Genomic DNA, 17,866 nt, shown 5'->3' with positions numbered 1-17,866 from the left:
CCATCTTCGAAGGTTGCTGGTACTTCATCATTCATTGGCACCTCATCAGCACCTGGTGTGAATATTGGTTTACCTGTTTGTGTTTTACCTTGAACATCTGTTGTTTCAGCTGGGTCTGCGGTTGGGGTTACTGGAGTTACTGTTGGTGTATAAGTAGTTTCTACTTTTGTTCCGTTAGTATCCTTCGCTACAACCTTAGCTGGATCTGGTGTGCCTGTGAAGTCTTTGTTTGGTTGGAATGTAATCACTCCTGTTGTTGGATCAATTGTGTATGTTCCAACTTCTTTACCATCTTTAAGAGCTGGCATTGTGGTTACTTCGTTACCACTTGGGTCTACCAATTTAACAGTTGTCTTATCAATTGGCGCTACTTCATCACCTTGTTTGAACATTGACTCTGTTTCTTGAGTTTGTGGTTGACCTTGTTTTCCAGATGTTTCTTTTGGTTCTGCGGTTGGGGTTACTGGAGTTACTGTTGGTGTATAAGTAGTTTCTACTTTTGTTCCGTTAGTATCCTTCGCTACAACCTTAGCTGGATCTGGTGTGCCTGTGAAGTCTTTGTTTGGTTGGAATGTAATCACTCCTGTTGTTGGATCAATTGTGTATGTTCCAACTTCTTTACCATCTTTAAGAGCTGGCATTGTGGTTACTTCGTTACCACTTGGGTCTACCAATTTAACAGTTGTCTTATCAATTGGCGCTACTTCATCACCTTTTGTGAACATTGTCTCAGTATCTTGTGTCTGAGCTTGTCCTTGTTTTCCAGAAGTTTCTTTCGGTGTGGCTGTTGGAACTACTGGAGTTACTGTTGGAGTGTAAGTTGCTGTTGCTGGTGTTCCATTCTTATCTTTAACTTCAACAGTTGCTGGATCTGGTGTACCAACAAAGTCTTTGTTTGGTTTAAACGTTACAACACCTGTTAACGGATCGATTACGTATTTACCAACTTCTTTTCCATCTTTTGTAGCTGGAATTTCTTTGTCATCAACTGGTTGTCCATTTACTACAAATTTAGCTGGTTGCTTTTCGTTAATAGTAATTGGAGCTGTTTCATCACCTTGTGTAAATTTAGGTGTTCCTGTTTGCTCTTGACCTTGTTTACCACTTGAAGTTACACCCTCTCCAGTTGGTACTACTGGTGTTACTTTTGGAGTATACGCCCCTTTTGAAGTAACCGGAACTTTGTTTCCTTCTGAGTCAGTTGCTGTTACTGATACTTGTACATTAACACCTTTAGCTTTTCCTGTAAATGTTGGAAGTGGTTCAAATGTTACTACACCTGTTGTTGGATCGATTGAGTATGTTCCTTCTCCATCAACTACCACTTTACCTTCAGCATTAGCTCCTTCTAATGAGTATGCTGCTGTTGTCCAGTCAACATTTGTGCCATCAAGTGTATTATCTGTGTTATTTAATTCAGAGAAACGATCTTTTCCAGAAATAGATGTTTGAGTTTGACCTTGTTTTCCTGTAGTTTCATCTGCAGATGGTGCAATTCCGTATACAGTTGGTGTATATGCATTTTCTACTGCTACTGTTACTGGATTTCCTGATTCATCATTAAATGTTACATCAGCCGCTACTGTTACTGGATTTGCAGTTCCTACAAATCCTTCTACTGGAGTGAACGTCACTTCACCTGTCGTTGGATCTACAGTGTATGTTCCCTCTTCTGTTGTTACAGATTCAACTTTTGCCCCTGTTTTTGGATCTACTAGTTTATAATTTGATACTGTAGTTCCTTCTTTTCCATCATTGAAATTGTCGGCCATTGAGTCAGTTTGTTTTTGACCTTGAGCGCCTGATGATTTCTCTGGTTCTGTTACTACGATGTAGTAAGTTGTTTCTGCTACTGCATCTTCTGTAACTTCACCAGCATCTGTTCCATCTACTGTTGGAGTTGTCACAACACCGTTTGAGTCTACTGCTCTTGCTGTTACCTTGTAACGTCCTTTTTGAGATAATACATAAGCATTAGCTTTAGCTAGGTTTGCTTCTGCAGCTGTTTTAAGAGCTTCACGCGCAGTTTCTACCGCTTTTTCAGCTTCTAAAGCTTCTTGACGAGATGCATTAACTGCTGTATCACGAGTTGCTACCGTTCCTTTCGCAGCTTCAATATCCGCTTCAAGTTTCGCTTTAATTTCTTTTGCTATTTCCAGTGTTTTCTGAGCCATTTGTTGGGCTGTTGGCGAAATCGTACGTAATTTTAAGTTATCTAATGCTACTTGAGCATCTTCTACAGCTCTTGTTTGACGATCTAATCTTTCTTGTAAGCTTGCTAAATCATTTTGAGCATCTTGTTGTTCTTTTACAGCTGTTGCTGCCGCTTGAGTTTTAGCTGCAGCTGTACGTTGTGCTTGAATATAAGCTGTTTCTTCTGCTTGAGCTCCATCAAAAGTAGTTACTGTTCCATCTGGTGCAGTTGCTGTTACTTTTGTTTTAATAGTATCAGAATCTGTAGCTGATGTTTTATCATCGATTGTATCTGTGAATGCTACATTTGCTTTAGTAGATTTAATTAAGTCTACTGATGTACCTTTTGTTTCTGAATAACTTGTTGAAGTCCCTGTTGGTTTATCATTTTGAATTGATGCTAAGTCTGTTCCTACTGCTTCACGATAAGCTATATATCCGCTAAATCCTGAAGTTGTTGAAACTTTCCATCCCGCATTCGATTTAGTAGCTGTCACCGTAGACCCATCAGATGCACTCCATTGATCAGATGCAGAATCATAACTTACTTTAATAGTTCGCCCTTGAGTTGAAGAAGTTTGATCATTCGGTAATAATGTTTCTGTTCGGAACACATCACCTACAGCTGTTACTTCACCATTTGTACGAATTTCAGCAATCTTATCAGCTAGACTTGTCGCTGTAGATTTAGCATTCCATGTACGTGTAAATTCGTAAACAAATAACTTAACATCACCGTTAGCTTGTGCTTCTGTATATACACGTCTTTCTGTAAGAATTGAATTATCTCCACTTTCTTCAAGTTGATATGCATCTTCATTTGGAAGTGTATATTTACCTGTCGCACGGTTAAATGTCGCTGTATATTCTTTGTTGTTATGATCTTTAACAGTTACCGTCTCACGTTGTAAGTGTGCTTGTACTTTATCAGTTGTTGCTTTAGCCGCAATACTATCAACACCAACGTATTTTGTAGATTCCGGAGTCACTGTTAAGTTAATAGTTGATTCTCCTGAAGCCGCAACTGCTCCTAATACCGCGCCTTCTTGAACTGCTGTATTTGTAGTACCTGCTGCAACTGTCCAGTTACCATCTTTAGCTACAAGTTTTGTAACTGTTCCATCTGGCATTGTGATTTCTGCTTTGTTAGCTCCATTTGAAATTGTAACTGGTACACTTGTTGCATATGCTTCAACATTCTTAACAGTAATCTTAGGTGCTACTGCGATTGTAATATTTTCATGAGCTTCTTGACCATTCATGTTCCATGCAGAAGCCGAGTTATAGTCTTTCGCCATAGCTGCTACAGTAAAGATTCCTGCTTCTGTTGGTTTACCTGTGATTAAACCTGTTTCTGGTGCATAAGTTAACCCCGGAATAGTATCATCAAGTGATACAGGTTTTTCACCATTTTTACCTAAAGTCTTACCATTTAATGTTGTATAAGCAGTAACTGTTTGAGGATTATTCATTGATTTAACAGTTGTTCCATCAGCTGCCACAAATTCTGCTTTTTTAGCAGTTGAACTTGGAGCAGTTTTTGATCCAGCTACAAACTTAGAGCCATCTTCACGTTGATAGTTTGCTCGTGTATCTCTATTTACTCCATCATTATCTACATATTGTAGACTATGGCTTACATCTTCCCCAATAGTAACCATTGTTGAAACACCTTGAATTCTAGGTGCTGTTGAATCTTGCCAACCAATCCAACCAGCTTGTAGGTCACGGAAGTACACTTTTTGCTCAGTATCACCTTTTGCTACAGTTAATTCATAACGGAAGTCGTACACCCCATTCTGGATATTGGCTCCGATATAACCTTCTACAGTATCCGAATTTGCGTTATAGCCTAAACCTGGCGGCAAGTTCATTGGAGTGACTTTCTTGATAGTATAGCCTGCTGTTTTTGCTGCATCGTTTAACTCGAAACGTTTTGTTACATCTTTTAGATAAACATAGTGGTTACCTTGTTCATATGTGTATCCATAAATTTCTGTTGCTAGATATTCATAAGCTCCACCTGATCCATATGGGTTAGTATTATTATTTTGACCACTTGCACGAAGCTTATTATTCCACATCGCTGCTTCACGTCCAAGTTTTTGTGCTTCTGTTTTTGATAACGGAAGGTCAGTACGTGCTCCAGTACCAGGTTGTGGGTTGTTTTTAGCAACTTCTTCTGTGTTTTCTGATTGGAATCCTTTTACATAAATTCTATATGCAGCATTGCTATCTAATTCTTTATACGTTTTACCAGTAGCTGTTGCAAACTCACCGTTTTCTTTTCTAAGTTCGGTAGATGCTAGTGTATACCCTTCATTAGCTGAACGTAGGTTTGAACCTTCTACTAGTTCTTTACCGTTACGCTCATCTTTTGAACCTGTGTTTTCGATAGCGTTTGAGTCAGATTTTTTCTCTGTATTTTCCGCTTTCTTTCCGACAGTTTCTTTACCATTGGTAGTATCTACTGCTGGTGTTTCTTTCTTTTCTACTGGTTTATTTTTTAATTTTGAGTTAACAGTTGTAACAAGTTTGTTGTAGGCAGCCTTCAATTCATCTTAGCTTGTAGCATTTGAAAGAGCTGTCTTAGCTGCTTCCAAGTCAGCATTCAAAAGAGCCAAACTTTCGTCTGTCTTGTTTGCATATTTTCCAGAAGCGAGTTTCCCAGCTACTTCATTAACATAAGATTCAAGCTGAGACTTGTCTAGTTTAGGAGCAGCTTCTTCTTTTGTAACTTCTTCAGTTTTTTGTACTTCTTCCTTTTTAGACTCTTCTACTTTAGGAGTCACTGCTTCAGGTTTAGCTTCTTCTTTAACTTCCTTATTGTCTACTACAGGAGTTACAACTTTATCCTGATTATCTTCAGTATTAGCTGATACTACAGCTACATCAGAACCATTCCCATTAACTGCTGTTTCTGAGGCTGATACTGCACCATTTCCAAGGAACATCAAACCAGCCGCAATCGCTACTGATGCTGCTCCAAAGCTATACTTACGAATTCCATAACGGATGTATTTTTCTACTCTAAAATCTTGTTGTTGCTTGCCTTTCATCGAGACTAACAACCTCCTTTTATTTTCATCATGTTTATAGATATAGTAAAAATTAAAACCTCTTCATATCATTCATCAATGAAGGAATTGCTCAAGTACTATATTTTTCCGAAACATGTATATTCATTCTATCACATTAGCTAGATATATTCAATTCATTTGCTTGAAAAATAACATGAAAATTTCAATTTTTATCTATGTCATTCTCTAAAAAATAGTAAAAATTGTCTGAATTATATAAAATAATCTACATTTTTTAGCTTTTTCCACTATTTTTTGACATTTCAACACATTTTCGAATCTGCTTTCTCTGTATAAATGTATATTATTTTGAATTAAATTTTATTTCTATATATTTTATTTTTTGTATATTTATTAATTAAATCCGTTTGATTTTTTTCATGAATCTTTTAACATATGTATTTTAACATTTAAAAGTATATTTGAATGCTAATCTCAGCTAAATACATTTAGAATTTCTGATTTAGCTGTTAAAAATTCTCATTTAAAGTTGGGTAAGAGCAAAAAAAAACGAGCACTTTCGTACTCGTTCTCTGATATAAACTACTGATTAAAGTGAGTTTACGTCAACTTTGATACCAACACCTTGAGTAGTTGTGATAGTCAAGTTTGTTACGTAAGTTCCTTTAGCTGTAGCTGGTTTTGCTTTTTGGATTGTTTCGTTGAAAGCTTTGAAGTTTTCAACCAATTTTTCAGCTTCAAATGACACTTTACCGATGATTGCTTGAACGTTACCTGCACGGTCAGCACGGTAAGTGATTTTACCACCTTTAGACTCTTCAACTGCTTTAGCAACATCCATTGTTACAGTACCAGTTTTAGGATTTGGCATCAAGTTACGTGGTCCAAGGACACGTCCAAGACGTCCAACAAGAGCCATCATGTCAGGTGTAGCGATAACTACGTCGAAGTCCAACCAACCGTCGTTGATTTTAGCAACAAGGTCATCTTCACCAACAAAGTCTGCACCAGCAGCTTTTGCTTCTTCAGCTTTTGCACCGCGTGCGAAAACAAGAACGCGTGAAGTTTTACCAGTACCGTTTGGCAATACCATTGCTCCACGGATTTGTTGGTCAGCTTTTTTAACGTCGATGTTCAAGTTGTAAGCAACTTCTACAGTTGCGTCAAATTTTGCAAAGTTAGTTTCTTTTGCAAGTGCTACAGCTTCTTCTACGCTGTATGCTTTTGTGCTGTCGATTTTCTCAAGAGCAGCACGAAGTTGTTTGCTTTTTTTAGCCATTTTCTATTCTCCTTGTAAGTGGTTCAATCGATTTTCATCTCCCACGTCACTTCTCGAAATGATGAAGTCTTGCGGGTTTTCAGTCTATTAGATTCTTTTCCTACGGCCTTAAGTTCCCTTGCTGTACCCAAGTACAAGCATCAGTCACTTGCCTAGTATGAAAAGTAACTAATAGACTGCTGTGAGATTTTCTACTGTGTTATTGATTAGTCAACAACAGTGAATCCCATAGAACGAGCAGTACCTTCGATCATACGCATTGCAGACTCAATGTTTGCTGCGTTCAAATCTGGCATCTTAGTTTCTGCAATTTCTTGTACTTGTGCACGAGTAACTGTAGCAACTTTAGTTTTGTTAGGTGTACCTGATCCTTTTTCAACACCTGCAGCTTTTTTCAAAAGAACAGCAGCTGGTGGTGTTTTAGTGATGAAAGTAAATGATTTATCTTCGTAAACTGAGATAACAACTGGAATGATCATACCAGCTTGGTCAGCTGTACGAGCGTTGAACTCTTTTGTGAATCCCATGATGTTGATACCAGCTTGACCAAGAGCAGGTCCAACTGGTGGAGCTGGTGTAGCTTTACCAGCAGGGATTTGCAATTTTACAAGTTTTTCGACTTTTTTAGCCATTTTTAAATCCTCCTTTGTGGTTTTGGCGGTAATTAGAGATTTTTACCTCCCACAAGTATGCTTTACACATACTCATCTATTATACACTATTTATCTGAAATTACAAGAGAAAAGTTTATTTTTTATACTCAATGAAAATCAAAGAGCAAACTAGGAAACTAGCCGCGGGCTGTACTTGAGTACGGTAAGGCGACGCTGACGTGGTTTGAAGAGATTTTCGAAGAGTATTAATCGACGTAATCTCCACCTTCAAATCCGTAGTATTCTTCCAAACTGAGACCACTTGCAGCAATTTCTTTAGCTTCTTTTCCGACATAACGAAGGTGCCATTCTTCAGCCATGTAGCCTGTTTCCTTTTCCTTACCTTTAAGATAACGGACAACAAAGCCATAATCAGCAGCATGATCCAAAAGCCATTGGGCTGCTTTTTCTTCTGTTACCAAATCTCCATTCGTCCCAATCACATCAAAGGCCAAGCCTGTTTGGTGTTCGCTATAACCAGGTCGGGCAGAGTAACGGTCAGCCGCTGCCTTCCCATCTTGATTGACATAATCTTGATAGAGCTTGGTCTGAGTTTCATAACTTCTAAAACCACTGTAATGGTCGCTAATTGGGAAACCTGCCTCTTGCATCGCTTTGATGAGTTTGACCAACTCAGCCTTGGCTGTTGGATTTTCCCCTGGATTGTAGTCTTTCGACAAAGGATAATGTTTATTCGCTACGATAATTTCATCGTATTTCCCTTGGATGCTGTAGTAATCACCTTTATTAACCACTTCTGCTTTTTTCTGGGCAGCCCCTTGAGACTTACTTCCAACTGTTCCATCAGCCTTGGCTGTTTGCTCTGTCTTAGCTGCTCCATCTTCATTTTTTGCTTTTTCTTGTGAACAAGCTGCTAGACTCAAGGCTAGCAAGGTTGTCAAGACAAGGTATCTTTTTTTCATTTCTACTCCTTTATTTCTAATAGTTTATCTAGTTCTGACGATAAACATTTAACTAATCTTTTAATCTCATCCGGTTTTGCTTGGTAGGTTTCTGCTGTCATTTCTTCAAAGGGTACCCACCAAACTGGACCACGTCCCTTGAGACCGTGACCATTCATATCACCTGTTCGTCTAGGGAATAGGTGCCAGTGGAGGTGGGCATCGCCATTGCCTAGAAGTTCGATATTCATTTTCTCAGCAGCAAAGGCCTTAGCAACTGCCTCTTGGACTAAACTCATTTCCTCTAGAAAACGGATTCTAGTTTCCTTCTCTAAATGGTGCAATTCCGTGATATGTTCCTTGGCTAGAAAGAGACTATAGCCTGCAAAATACTGGTGGTCTCCAATCACAAGATAGCCTGTTTCCAACTCTTTGACAAAATAGGGATTTTCTCCCTTCTTGATGAGCTCAATTCTCTGGCAAATCAGGCACATATTAGTCTACCAAATTGCTCTTAAGGTAAGCATCAACCATACGCTCTGTTGCAACCACCGAATCAATATGGGTACGTTCATACGAGTGGCTAGACTCGATACCAGCACCCAGAAGGGCATGTTTGACTTCTGCACCTGCAGACATAGCCGCTGAAGCGTCCGAACCATAAAATGGATAGATATCCAGCTTAAATGGAATATCTTGTTCTTTCGCCAAGGCAACTAAGTGTTGACGGAAGTCATAGTGATAAGGCCCAGAAGCATCCTTGACACAGATAGACACTGTATATTCGTCTGTTTGCTGATCATCTCCCATGGCTCCCATATCCACAGCCAGATATTCAACTACCTGAGCAGGAATATTAGAATTAGCACCGTGTCCCACTTCTTCAAAGACTGAAAAAGCAAAATGGGTTGTTACAGGCAACTCAACCTTCTCTTCCTTATATATACGAAGTAGGTTAAGCAAAATCGCTGCACTGACCTTATCGTCCAAATGACGAGACTTGATAAAACCTGTCTCTGTCACGACAGTTCGGGGGTCAAAACTGATAAAATCACCGACCTCAATCCCCAAGGCACGAGTTTCTTTTTCACTCCTTACTTTTGTGTCCAAACGCACTTCCATATTGTCCTGCGTGCGTTCTGCAGTTCCTGCATCCTTATAAACATGGCAAGAAGTTTGGTGGATAAGGATGGTTCCTGATACTTTTTCACCTGTACTAGCCACATGAACGATACAGTTTTCTCCTTCAATCATGTTCCAAGGAAATCCACCGATACGGTCCAATTTGAGACGACCATCTGCTTTGACAGCACGGACAATAGCACCCAGAGTATCTACATGGGCAGTCACATAGCGGTGTTTTTCATCATTTTGACCTTTAATGGTCACATTGACACCCCCCTTGGCTGTGCGAACTGGCTGATAACCAAAACCTTCTAGAGTCTTGACTAAATAGTCCGCAATCTCACGAGTGAAACCCGTTGGCGACGCAATGGCTGTCAGTTCTTTGATATATTCTACTGTTTGATTCATTTCTTCACCTCTTTTGCTACCTATTATAACACATTTATCATCGGATAAAAAAAGAAAATCACTCCTGTAGACTTGGCTACAAAAGTGATTTTAGTGATTATTCCATTTCAAAAACATCGCTTTCTTGCTTGTTTGGTAGAACCAGTGAGAGCAAGATTCCAACGATAGCAGGCACCAACCATGGGAGAGATGCCTTGGCAAAAGGAAGAGCGTTGACAAGATTTGCAAGAAACTCAACCTTAAACGAGCTTCCTAGTACGCTTGCAATAGCAATAGCTGTAACCACAGCGATTGTCAACTGCATACCTGGTTTTGAAAGAGCCACAAATTTGTTGACAATGACAATCATAACGATAGCAATCGTGATCGGGTACAAGATAACAAGTACTGGAATGGAATACTTGATAATCGCATCAAGACCCAAATTAGCAATGGCAAATCCAATCAAGGTAAAGGCTGTCGCATAAACCTTGTAGCTGATTTGTGGGAAGCGTTCATTAAAGAACTCAGCTGTTGACACAATCAAACCAACTGTTGTTGTGAAGCAGGTTACGGTAACCATAGCTGCAAGGAAGAGTTGAGCTGTTGAACCAAAGATTTCTTGAGTCGCTTGTGACAAGATGTAAACACCTGGCGTTCCACCCTTCATCGCCTCAGCTGGTACTGGGAAATGATTTCCAAGGAAACCTAAACCGATGTAGAGAGCGCTGAAAGCAAGGGCAACAACGATACCAACAACCCAAATAGTTGAGATGTATTCTTTCTTACTTGAAAATCCAAGTTGTTTCAAGGTTTGAACTGCGATTACGCTAAAGGCAACTGAGGCAAGAGCATCCAAGGTATTATAACCTTCTAGGAAACCTGTACCAAAAGCAGAAGCTTGATAAGCAGCTGAAGCAGCTTGAGGACTTGTTCCACCATATTTAATAGCTCCCAGAACAACCAAAATAACAATCAAAATCGCAAAGACTGGCGTTAAGATTCGACCGATACGGTCCAAGATTTTTGATGGATTAAGCGAAATCAGATACGCTGCCGTAAAATAAAGAACAGTAAAGACAATCAATCCAATCCCTTTATTTGCATCCGACAAAAGGGGGCTAATCCCTACTTCGTAAGCCGTTGTAGCAGTACGTGGAATCGCAAAGAATGGACCGATTGACAAGTAAAGAACTGAGAGGTAAAGAGTCGCAAACCAAGGCGCTATCTTTGTTGAAATCTCGTAAATATATCCTTTAGGATTTAGCGTTCCAATAATAAGGGTCAAGACGGCGATACCGACGCCTGAAAAGACAAAACCTGCGATGGCAGGAAGAAAATGTTCTCCAGATAGAGCACCCAGAGAAGGTGGAAAAATCAAGTTTCCCGCACCAAAAAATATTCCAAACAGGAGTAAACCTGTTAGGGCACCTTTTTTAGCCATGTAAATCTCCTTCATATTTATAAAATACTGACCTAGTATATCATGAATAGGAGTATGAAAAAAGCTTCACGAAGTAAATATTGAATGTTTTCAAGATTCTTAAAAATGAGAATTATCTAAAAATAAAATTATCCTACCTAGTCCACACCAAGTAGGAGAATTGCAAATTTTTAAAGTTCTTCAAAGGCCATCATGCCACCTTGAACATTGATAACCTCATAACCTTGTTCAGCTAAGAATTGACAAGCACGCGCCGATCTCATTCCAGATTTACAAATAACATAATGTAACTGATCCTTGTCCAATTGATCATAAGTATGAGCTAATTGACTCAGAGGAAGATTCTGAGCACCTTCTAAATGAAGAGCTTCAAACTCATCCACTTCTCTCACGTCCACTAAAGAAAGTTGGTCATTTTGGTAAAGCTGGTAAAATGCGTCAAAGGAAATTTCTTTCATTCTTTTTCTCCTAATACTCTTCGAAAATCAAATTCAAACCACGTCAGCGCCGCCTTACCGTACTCAAGTACAGCCCGCGGCTAGCTTCCTAGTTTGCTCTTTGATTTTCATTGACTATAAAATAGTTTTAATTCTTTTTTTCAAATCTGGCACCACTTCTGCCTCAAACCAAGGATTTTTGGCCATCCAGATTTGATTTCTAGGCGAGGGGTGAACTAGTGGAAAATAGGTTGGCAAGTACTTCTGGTAATGTTTTACCCGTTCTGTCACCTTGCCACTGATTTTCTCCTTTAAATAGTAGGCCTGGGCATATTGTCCAATCAAGAGGGTCAATTGAATATCTGGTAATTCTTGCAAGAGCTGCGGATGCCATTTTTCAGCAAAGCCAGTTCTCGGTGGCAGATCACCTGACTTGCCATGCCCTGGAAAGTAAAAATCCATAGGCAAGACCGCAAAATAACCTGAATTGTAAAAGGTATCTTCATCCACACCTAGCCACTCCCGCAAGCGGTCACCACTCTTATCTTTCCAGTAAAGGCCTGCTTCTTGGGTTTTAAGTCCAGGTGCCTGACCGATGATATTGATGCGAGCAGTCTTTGGCGCTGCAAAGAGAGGCTCAATGCCACGCTCTGTATAGGTAGCATTCTGCGGATCTGCCATAATAGCCTGCTTGATTTTTTCAATTTGAGACATCTACTCTCCCTCCAAAAAGAAGTCTAAGCATACAATCTCAGACTTCTATCGTTTTATTTGATCAATTCGTAAATAGCTTCGGCATAGATTGCTGCTGCTCGGAAGAGATCATCCAAGGCGATAAATTCATTAGCTTGGTGCATGGTGTCAATTGAGTCTGGGAACATAGCACCGTAGGCAACACCGCGTTCTAGCAAACGACCAAAGGTTCCACCACCGATGACTTGCTCGTGACCTTTAAGACCAGTTTGTTTTTCATAGACATTCAACAAGGTTTGGACAAGTGGATCTTCCATTGGCACATAGTGAGGCGTGTGACCGTGTTCAGAAAGGCTAACAGAAGCAACTGGCAAGTTTTCAAGGATTGACTTGATTTGCTCTGGGCTTGTTCCTTTTGGATAGCGGATATTAAGGGCAATGGTATTATCAGCGCTTGTTTCATCAAAGCGGAAGACGCCAGCATTCATAGAAAGGGCACCCATCTTTTCATCCACATGGGCAATCTTGAGACTTTCACCCTCATGATCATTCAAGAGAATCTTACCAGCGATGTCAAGGTAGTCTTTGGCTGGACCAGCAAAGTCAAACTGGCTAAGGAAGAGGGCTAGGTAAGTCGCACCATTGACACCTGAAGCAGGCATAGCACCATGGGCTGATTTCCCAATGATGGTAACCTTGTACTGACCGTTTTCTTCTTGAATTTCTCCTCTGAGTTTGTGTTCTGCAACAAAAGTATCTAATTTCCCTTGCAAGTCAGCCAAATCACCTGAAACGACTGCTGTTGCTGATTCTGGTACCATGTTTTCACGCAAACCACCTGTAAAGCTGTGAAGACGGGCAGCACCCGCATTTTCACCTGCAAAGTGGAGGTATTCCGTGATATTTCCTTTTTCACCATTGATGATAGGGAATTCAGCGTCTGGAGAGAAACCAAAGTCTGGTTTTGCAAGTCCTACGTGCTCGAAATAGTAGTCCATGTCTGCCCAACCTGATTCTTCATCTGTTCCAACGATGAAACGAACTTTCTTAGAAGTTGGAAGTCCCAATTCTTTGATGATTTTCAAGCCATAGTAACAAGCTGTTGTAGGTCCCTTGTCATCTGAAGCCCCACGCGCATAAAGGCGACCGTCTTTGATAGTTGGTGTGTAAGGGTCTGTGTCCCAACCGCTACCAGCTGGCACCACGTCCATGTGGGCAAAGATTCCGAGAACTTCTTCTCCATCACCAAACTCGAAGTGTCCTGCATAGTTATCAACATTTTTAGTTGGATAGCCATCGCGGTCTGCGATTTCAAGGAATTTTTCTAAGGCTTTTACTGGACCAGGCCCAAATGGATGCTGGGCATCAGCCTTGCTGTCATCACGTTCTGAGTTGATTTCCAAAAGGCTAAACAAGTCAGCCAATAGGTCTTCTTTGCGTTTTTCTACTTCTGCTGTAAAATCAATTGCTGTCATATTATCTTCCTTCTATCTTTTCTCGATGATTTCATCTACTGGCAAGCGGTAGCTTGGTTCCAATTTCTCGTCTGTGTAACCCACCGTAATCAAGAGTTCTGGACGGAAACGGTCTTCGATATCCAAAACTTCGTTGACTTTTGATTTGTCAAATCCAAGGATCAAATTTGATCCGATTCCTTGGTCTGTAAGAGCCAAAACCAAGTTCATAGCAACCAAACCTGCATTGAGGGCTAGGTAGTCGCTGACTTGTTGTTCATTGTAGCGGGCAAATTCAGCAGGCAAATTCTTCATAAAATATTGAAGTTGCTCTTCTGAGAAATTGTTAGCACCACCAACTCGGGCAATCTTACGAGCACGTTTAGCCAAATCTGTGTCTGTAAACAAGGCAATAGTTACAGGCGCTGATGATACCTGTTCATAGTTTGAACCGTAAGCCAATTTTGCTAGTTCGGCATTTTTCTCACGTACCACCACAAATTTCCAAGGCTGGCTGTTGTGGGCACTTGGTGCCAAGGTTGCAATTTCGATAGCCGTACGCACATCTTTTGGATCAACTGGCTTATCAGTGAAATGCTTAGTCGCATGACGTTTTTTGTTTAATTCAAGAAATTTCATAATCGATTTCCTTTTCTAATTCTACTGCTTCCATTCTACCATAATTTGAAAGAGCTTGCAGAGATTTTTCATAGAAAGAAATTGGATCAAGGATAAGCATCAGAATCAAGTACATCATTTAAATCAGGAAGCCCCTCATCCAGTTCCAACTAATTTTCAGCAACTTAAAAAAACTAGTCTACCTTATATTCTGACTTTATAGCCTCCAAGAAATCCTTCACATCCTCTACATACCCATGCTTTTCTATTAAGCTTGCTAATAGTTCCAGATTGTGCCCCTGATAGTTATCGTCACGACGCAGTTCTTCATACATTTCGATAAAGGGAAGGCCCTTGGACTTGGCCAGTTCTAACTCCGCTTCATAATCATAAGCGACTTTACGAAATAGGATATTTACCAATTCCCCATCTTCAACTTCTATCACGGCATACTGGGCACGGTGATTTTTTAACACCTCCCAATCAAAATAGGGCATACCAATCGAACCTGGATTGATGATTTGTTGCCCTTGACTGCCGTAACGAAGCAACTGCTTGTGGACATGACCATAGACTGCTACGTCCGTTTCCGCATCTAGCAGTTGGTCAAATTTTTCTGTATCATTCCCAACCAACAAGTCACCTCCATAATTTTTGTTAGGTAAATTATGAGAGATAGAAAAGCGCAGCCCCTCAACTTCTTTCTTTTCCAGCAAAGGCAAGCTTCGTAGCAAGACAATCGTTGCAGGATCCATTCGCTCCATCAAAAACTGAGTCAATCGCATGAGCTGGACTTCCTGTGGATCTTCTAAGCCATATTGCCCATCTAAAGCCTCAAGGACACAATCATCCCAGTTGCCTCGAACACTGGTTGTGATAGGAAGATCCTTTAGCAGGGCTACCAAGTCATTTGCACCTGGACCAGGAAGAAAAATATCTCCCAGAAGCCAGTATTCACTGACTCCTTGATTTTTAGCATCTGCAATCACTGCTTCTAAGGCTGTCGCATTTCCATGAATATCTGATAAAATTGCGATTTTATGTTTCATTGTGGTTTCCTTCCGTTTGGTAATCTACTCTTTCTTCCGCCACTAGAGCTAATTCCTCTTCTTCCTGCGGGTTCAACTTCCTCTGCACAGCCTCTGCAACAGCTCTAGGTACTCCAACATCGACAATCTCATCCACACTGGCTTCCTTAATTTTGGTCAAAGACTTGAAATGCTTCATGAGATTCTGCTTGCGTTTAGGTCCCAGACCGTCAATCCCATCCAGTTGTGATGAAAAGGAATTTTTTGAGCGCAGTTGGCGGTGGAAAGTGATAGCAAAGCGATGAACCTCATCTTGAATGCGTTGTAAAAGGAAAAATTCCTGAGAATTGCGAGATAACTCCACCACCTCAAGCGGATCTCCAAAGAGCAATTCATGGGTTTGGTGCTTATCATTCTTTTGCAAACCTGCAATGGGGATATCCAAGCCAAGCTCCTCTTGGATGACTTGCTTGGCGATATTGACTTGTCCTTGTCCCCCATCAATGACAATCAAATCTGGAGGAGTCAAACCATCACGCTGTACTCGACCATAGCGCCTGCGGATAACCTCTCGCATACTGGCATAGTCGTCTGGTCCAACGACAGTCTTGATTTTATACTTACGATAATCTTTTTTACTGGGTTTTCCATTTACAAAAACAACCATGGCTGAAACAGGACTGGTTCCCATGATATTAGAGTTATCGAAGGACTCGATGCGAACTGGGGTCGGAATTTGGAGCAAGCGTCCTAGATTTTCAATAGCCCCTTGGGTCTTTTCGACAGATTTTTCTAACAAATTGAACTTCTGCTCTAGACTGACTCGAGCATTCTTTATAGCCAAATTGACCAGTTGCTTTTTCTCTCCACGCTGAGGCTTAAAAATCTTGGTATCTACCAAAGCCTTAACTGCTTCTTCATCAATATCCTGTGGAATCAGTACCTCATTGGGAACCAGATGAGATTTTTCTTGATAAAATTGTCCTACATAGGTCAAGAAATCCTCATCCGGATCATTATAATAGGGGAAAAGATTGACATCGTGTTCAATGAGCTTGCCCTGACGAACAAAGAAAACCTGAACACACATCCATCCCTTTTCCACATAGTAGCCAAAGACGTCCCGATTTTGGAGATCCTTAGCCATGACCCGTTGCTTGGTTCGAAGCGTTCCAATGGCCTGAATTAGATCACGGTATTCCGCTGCACGTTCAAACTCCATAGCCTGGGCTGCCGTTGCCATCTTTCCCTTGAGGTCATCAATAATTTTGTCATCCTGCCCTTTTAAGAAGTCAGAGACCTCCTGAGCCATGGACTTGAAATAGGCCTCATCTTTCTTACAGATGGTGTGGGCCATACATTGGCCGATATGGTAGTAAAAACAGACCTTAGACGGTGGATTGGTACACTTCCGAAAAGGGAAAATCCGATCCAGCAGCCGCTTGATTTCATTGGCTGCCCCCACATCTGGATAGGGACCAAAATAGAGACCTCCGTCCTTTTTGACCTGACGGGTAATAATCAAACGAGGATAGCGCTCATTGGTAATTTTGATGAAGGGATAAGACTTATCATCCTTGAGCATAATATTGTACTTGGGCTTATTTTCCTTGATCAGGTTGATTTCTAGGAGAAGTGCCTCAATATTAGACTCAGTAACGATAAATTCAAAATCCACAATTTCAGATACCAGCGCCTCTGTCTTAGTATCATGACTTCCACGGAAATAAGACCTCACGCGGTTACGCAGATTTTTAGCCTTTCCTACATAGATAATGGTGCCGTTTTTATCCTTGTGAATGTAACAACCAGGGCTGGTCGGCAAGAGCTCTAATTTTGATTTAATCAAGTTATTCATAGTTCCATTATAGCAAAAAAGTAGGGAAAGTTAGTCCCCTACTCATTGGTCTCATATAATTTTCGAAGTCTTTCAACATCCTCTTTCTGGATACCATAAAAGGAACCTGCTGGTTGCATGACAGACTTTTCATCTGTATGGTCCAAGCCAATCGCATGCCCCAACTCATGTTCTGCCGTATGGACAATGCGCTCATATGAATAGCCATAGTTAGGATTGGACAGATAATAGTGATTCAACCGCACCGTTACGGATAAAAATTGCCCTGTTAAGAGATTGGTCTGACTTTCTGCCTCTCCTGCCACAGGAGTACCTCCGTCATTCATCTCAGTAGCCAAGATATCCGCCGTGCTGGCCTCAGTCACCAGTTCAAACTTAAAAGCACCAGTTTGATTCCAATTCTGGATTGCTTCTACATAAGCCTCTTGAAAGCGTGAATCCATCTGGGGATCTAGGTAAATACGAGCAGAAGCCTGCGGCCACCTTCCTTCAGAGTGTTGGTGGCTATCTGTCTGATTCAACTTAGGCAGTTGCCCTGTTTTTTCCCATTGGTCGATACTTTGTTGACCAATCTTTACTGACCGTTCTGCTTGCTTTAGCGCTCCTTGAAAATCCCCGTTCAGATACCAGAGAAGACCGAAAGCAAGAGCACATAAGAACACGACTATCCAAACTAGACGCCAAAACAAACGCCACACAAAAGAAAAGAAAGCCCCTATCAAACGAAAAATCCAGCGCATGTCCCTCCACCTTT

At 40.8% G+C, this 17,866-nt stretch carries 15 protein-coding genes; all 15 read right to left on the bottom strand.

Translation table 11 applies throughout. From position 1 onward, the window contains the following. Positions 1-4,748: YSIRK signal domain/LPXTG anchor domain surface protein (locus tag JQ843_RS03030; protein WP_238393745.1), on the bottom strand; the 4,748-nt coding region annotated here is incomplete at its 3' end. 6 nt (positions 4,749-4,754) lie between these two features. Continuing rightward, entirely contained in the window at positions 4,755-5,252 is a 498-nt protein-coding gene (locus JQ843_RS10350; RefSeq protein ID WP_238393744.1) for a YSIRK-type signal peptide-containing protein, read from the bottom strand. A 571-nt stretch (positions 5,253-5,823) separates the two neighbouring features. Next, positions 5,824-6,513, bottom strand: coding sequence for a 50S ribosomal protein L1 (gene rplA, locus JQ843_RS03025; protein WP_001085675.1), 690 nt, complete (start codon positions 6,511-6,513; stop codon positions 5,824-5,826). A gap of 206 nt (positions 6,514-6,719) precedes the next feature. Beyond that, positions 6,720-7,145, bottom strand: a complete 426-nt coding sequence (gene rplK, locus JQ843_RS03020) for a 50S ribosomal protein L11 (RefSeq protein WP_001085806.1) — start codon at positions 7,143-7,145, stop codon at positions 6,720-6,722. A gap of 227 nt (positions 7,146-7,372) precedes the next feature. Next, entirely contained in the window at positions 7,373-8,089 is a 717-nt protein-coding gene (gene ldcB / locus JQ843_RS03015) for an LD-carboxypeptidase LdcB/DacB (RefSeq protein ID WP_049516318.1), read from the bottom strand. A 2-nt stretch (positions 8,090-8,091) separates the two neighbouring features. Beyond that, complete coding sequence (locus tag JQ843_RS03010) at positions 8,092-8,562, bottom strand: HIT family protein (RefSeq protein ID WP_203212866.1); 471 nt, start codon at positions 8,560-8,562, stop codon at positions 8,092-8,094. Position 8,563: 1 nt separating this feature from the next. Then, a complete protein-coding gene (locus JQ843_RS03005) occupies positions 8,564-9,601 on the bottom strand; it encodes a M42 family metallopeptidase (RefSeq protein ID WP_203212865.1) in 1,038 nt (345 codons plus the stop codon). Between the two features lie 97 nt (positions 9,602-9,698). Next, complete coding sequence (gene brnQ, locus JQ843_RS03000; RefSeq protein WP_203212864.1) at positions 9,699-11,024, bottom strand: branched-chain amino acid transport system II carrier protein; 1,326 nt, start codon at positions 11,022-11,024, stop codon at positions 9,699-9,701. Between the two features lie 170 nt (positions 11,025-11,194). After that, on the bottom strand, positions 11,195-11,482 hold the full coding sequence (locus JQ843_RS02995) for a rhodanese-like domain-containing protein (protein WP_033682089.1): 288 nt from the start codon (positions 11,480-11,482) through the stop codon (positions 11,195-11,197). 114 nt (positions 11,483-11,596) lie between these two features. Beyond that, positions 11,597-12,175 carry a uracil-DNA glycosylase family protein gene (locus tag JQ843_RS02990; RefSeq protein ID WP_203212863.1) on the bottom strand — a complete coding sequence of 193 codons (579 nt, stop codon included), beginning with the start codon at positions 12,173-12,175 and terminating at the stop codon, positions 11,597-11,599. A 53-nt stretch (positions 12,176-12,228) separates the two neighbouring features. Beyond that, a complete protein-coding gene (pepV, locus tag JQ843_RS02985) occupies positions 12,229-13,629 on the bottom strand; it encodes a dipeptidase PepV (RefSeq protein WP_049516311.1) in 1,401 nt (466 codons plus the stop codon). Between the two features lie 12 nt (positions 13,630-13,641). After that, positions 13,642-14,247 (bottom strand): nitroreductase family protein, encoded by a 606-nt coding sequence (locus JQ843_RS02980; RefSeq protein WP_203212862.1) that lies wholly within the window; start codon positions 14,245-14,247, stop codon positions 13,642-13,644. 173 nt (positions 14,248-14,420) lie between these two features. Then, positions 14,421-15,275 (bottom strand): metallophosphoesterase family protein, encoded by an 855-nt coding sequence (locus tag JQ843_RS02975; RefSeq protein WP_203212861.1) that lies wholly within the window; start codon positions 15,273-15,275, stop codon positions 14,421-14,423. Continuing rightward, positions 15,265-17,112 carry an excinuclease ABC subunit UvrC gene (gene uvrC, locus JQ843_RS02970; RefSeq protein WP_203212860.1) on the bottom strand — a complete coding sequence of 616 codons (1,848 nt, stop codon included), beginning with the start codon at positions 17,110-17,112 and terminating at the stop codon, positions 15,265-15,267. Before uvrC ends, JQ843_RS02975 begins: the two co-directional genes overlap by 11 nt. Positions 17,113-17,150: 38 nt before the next feature. Continuing rightward, a complete protein-coding gene (locus tag JQ843_RS02965; RefSeq protein WP_049509485.1) occupies positions 17,151-17,852 on the bottom strand; it encodes a M57 family metalloprotease in 702 nt (233 codons plus the stop codon). Between the last annotated feature and the right edge of the window lie 14 nt (positions 17,853-17,866).

It is taken from the genome of Streptococcus mitis (assembly GCF_905187495.1).
Classification (GTDB): domain Bacteria; phylum Bacillota; class Bacilli; order Lactobacillales; family Streptococcaceae; genus Streptococcus; species Streptococcus mitis_CU.
Note: the sequence above shows the minus strand (reverse complement) of the source record. Positions and strands in the feature narration are given on the sequence as shown.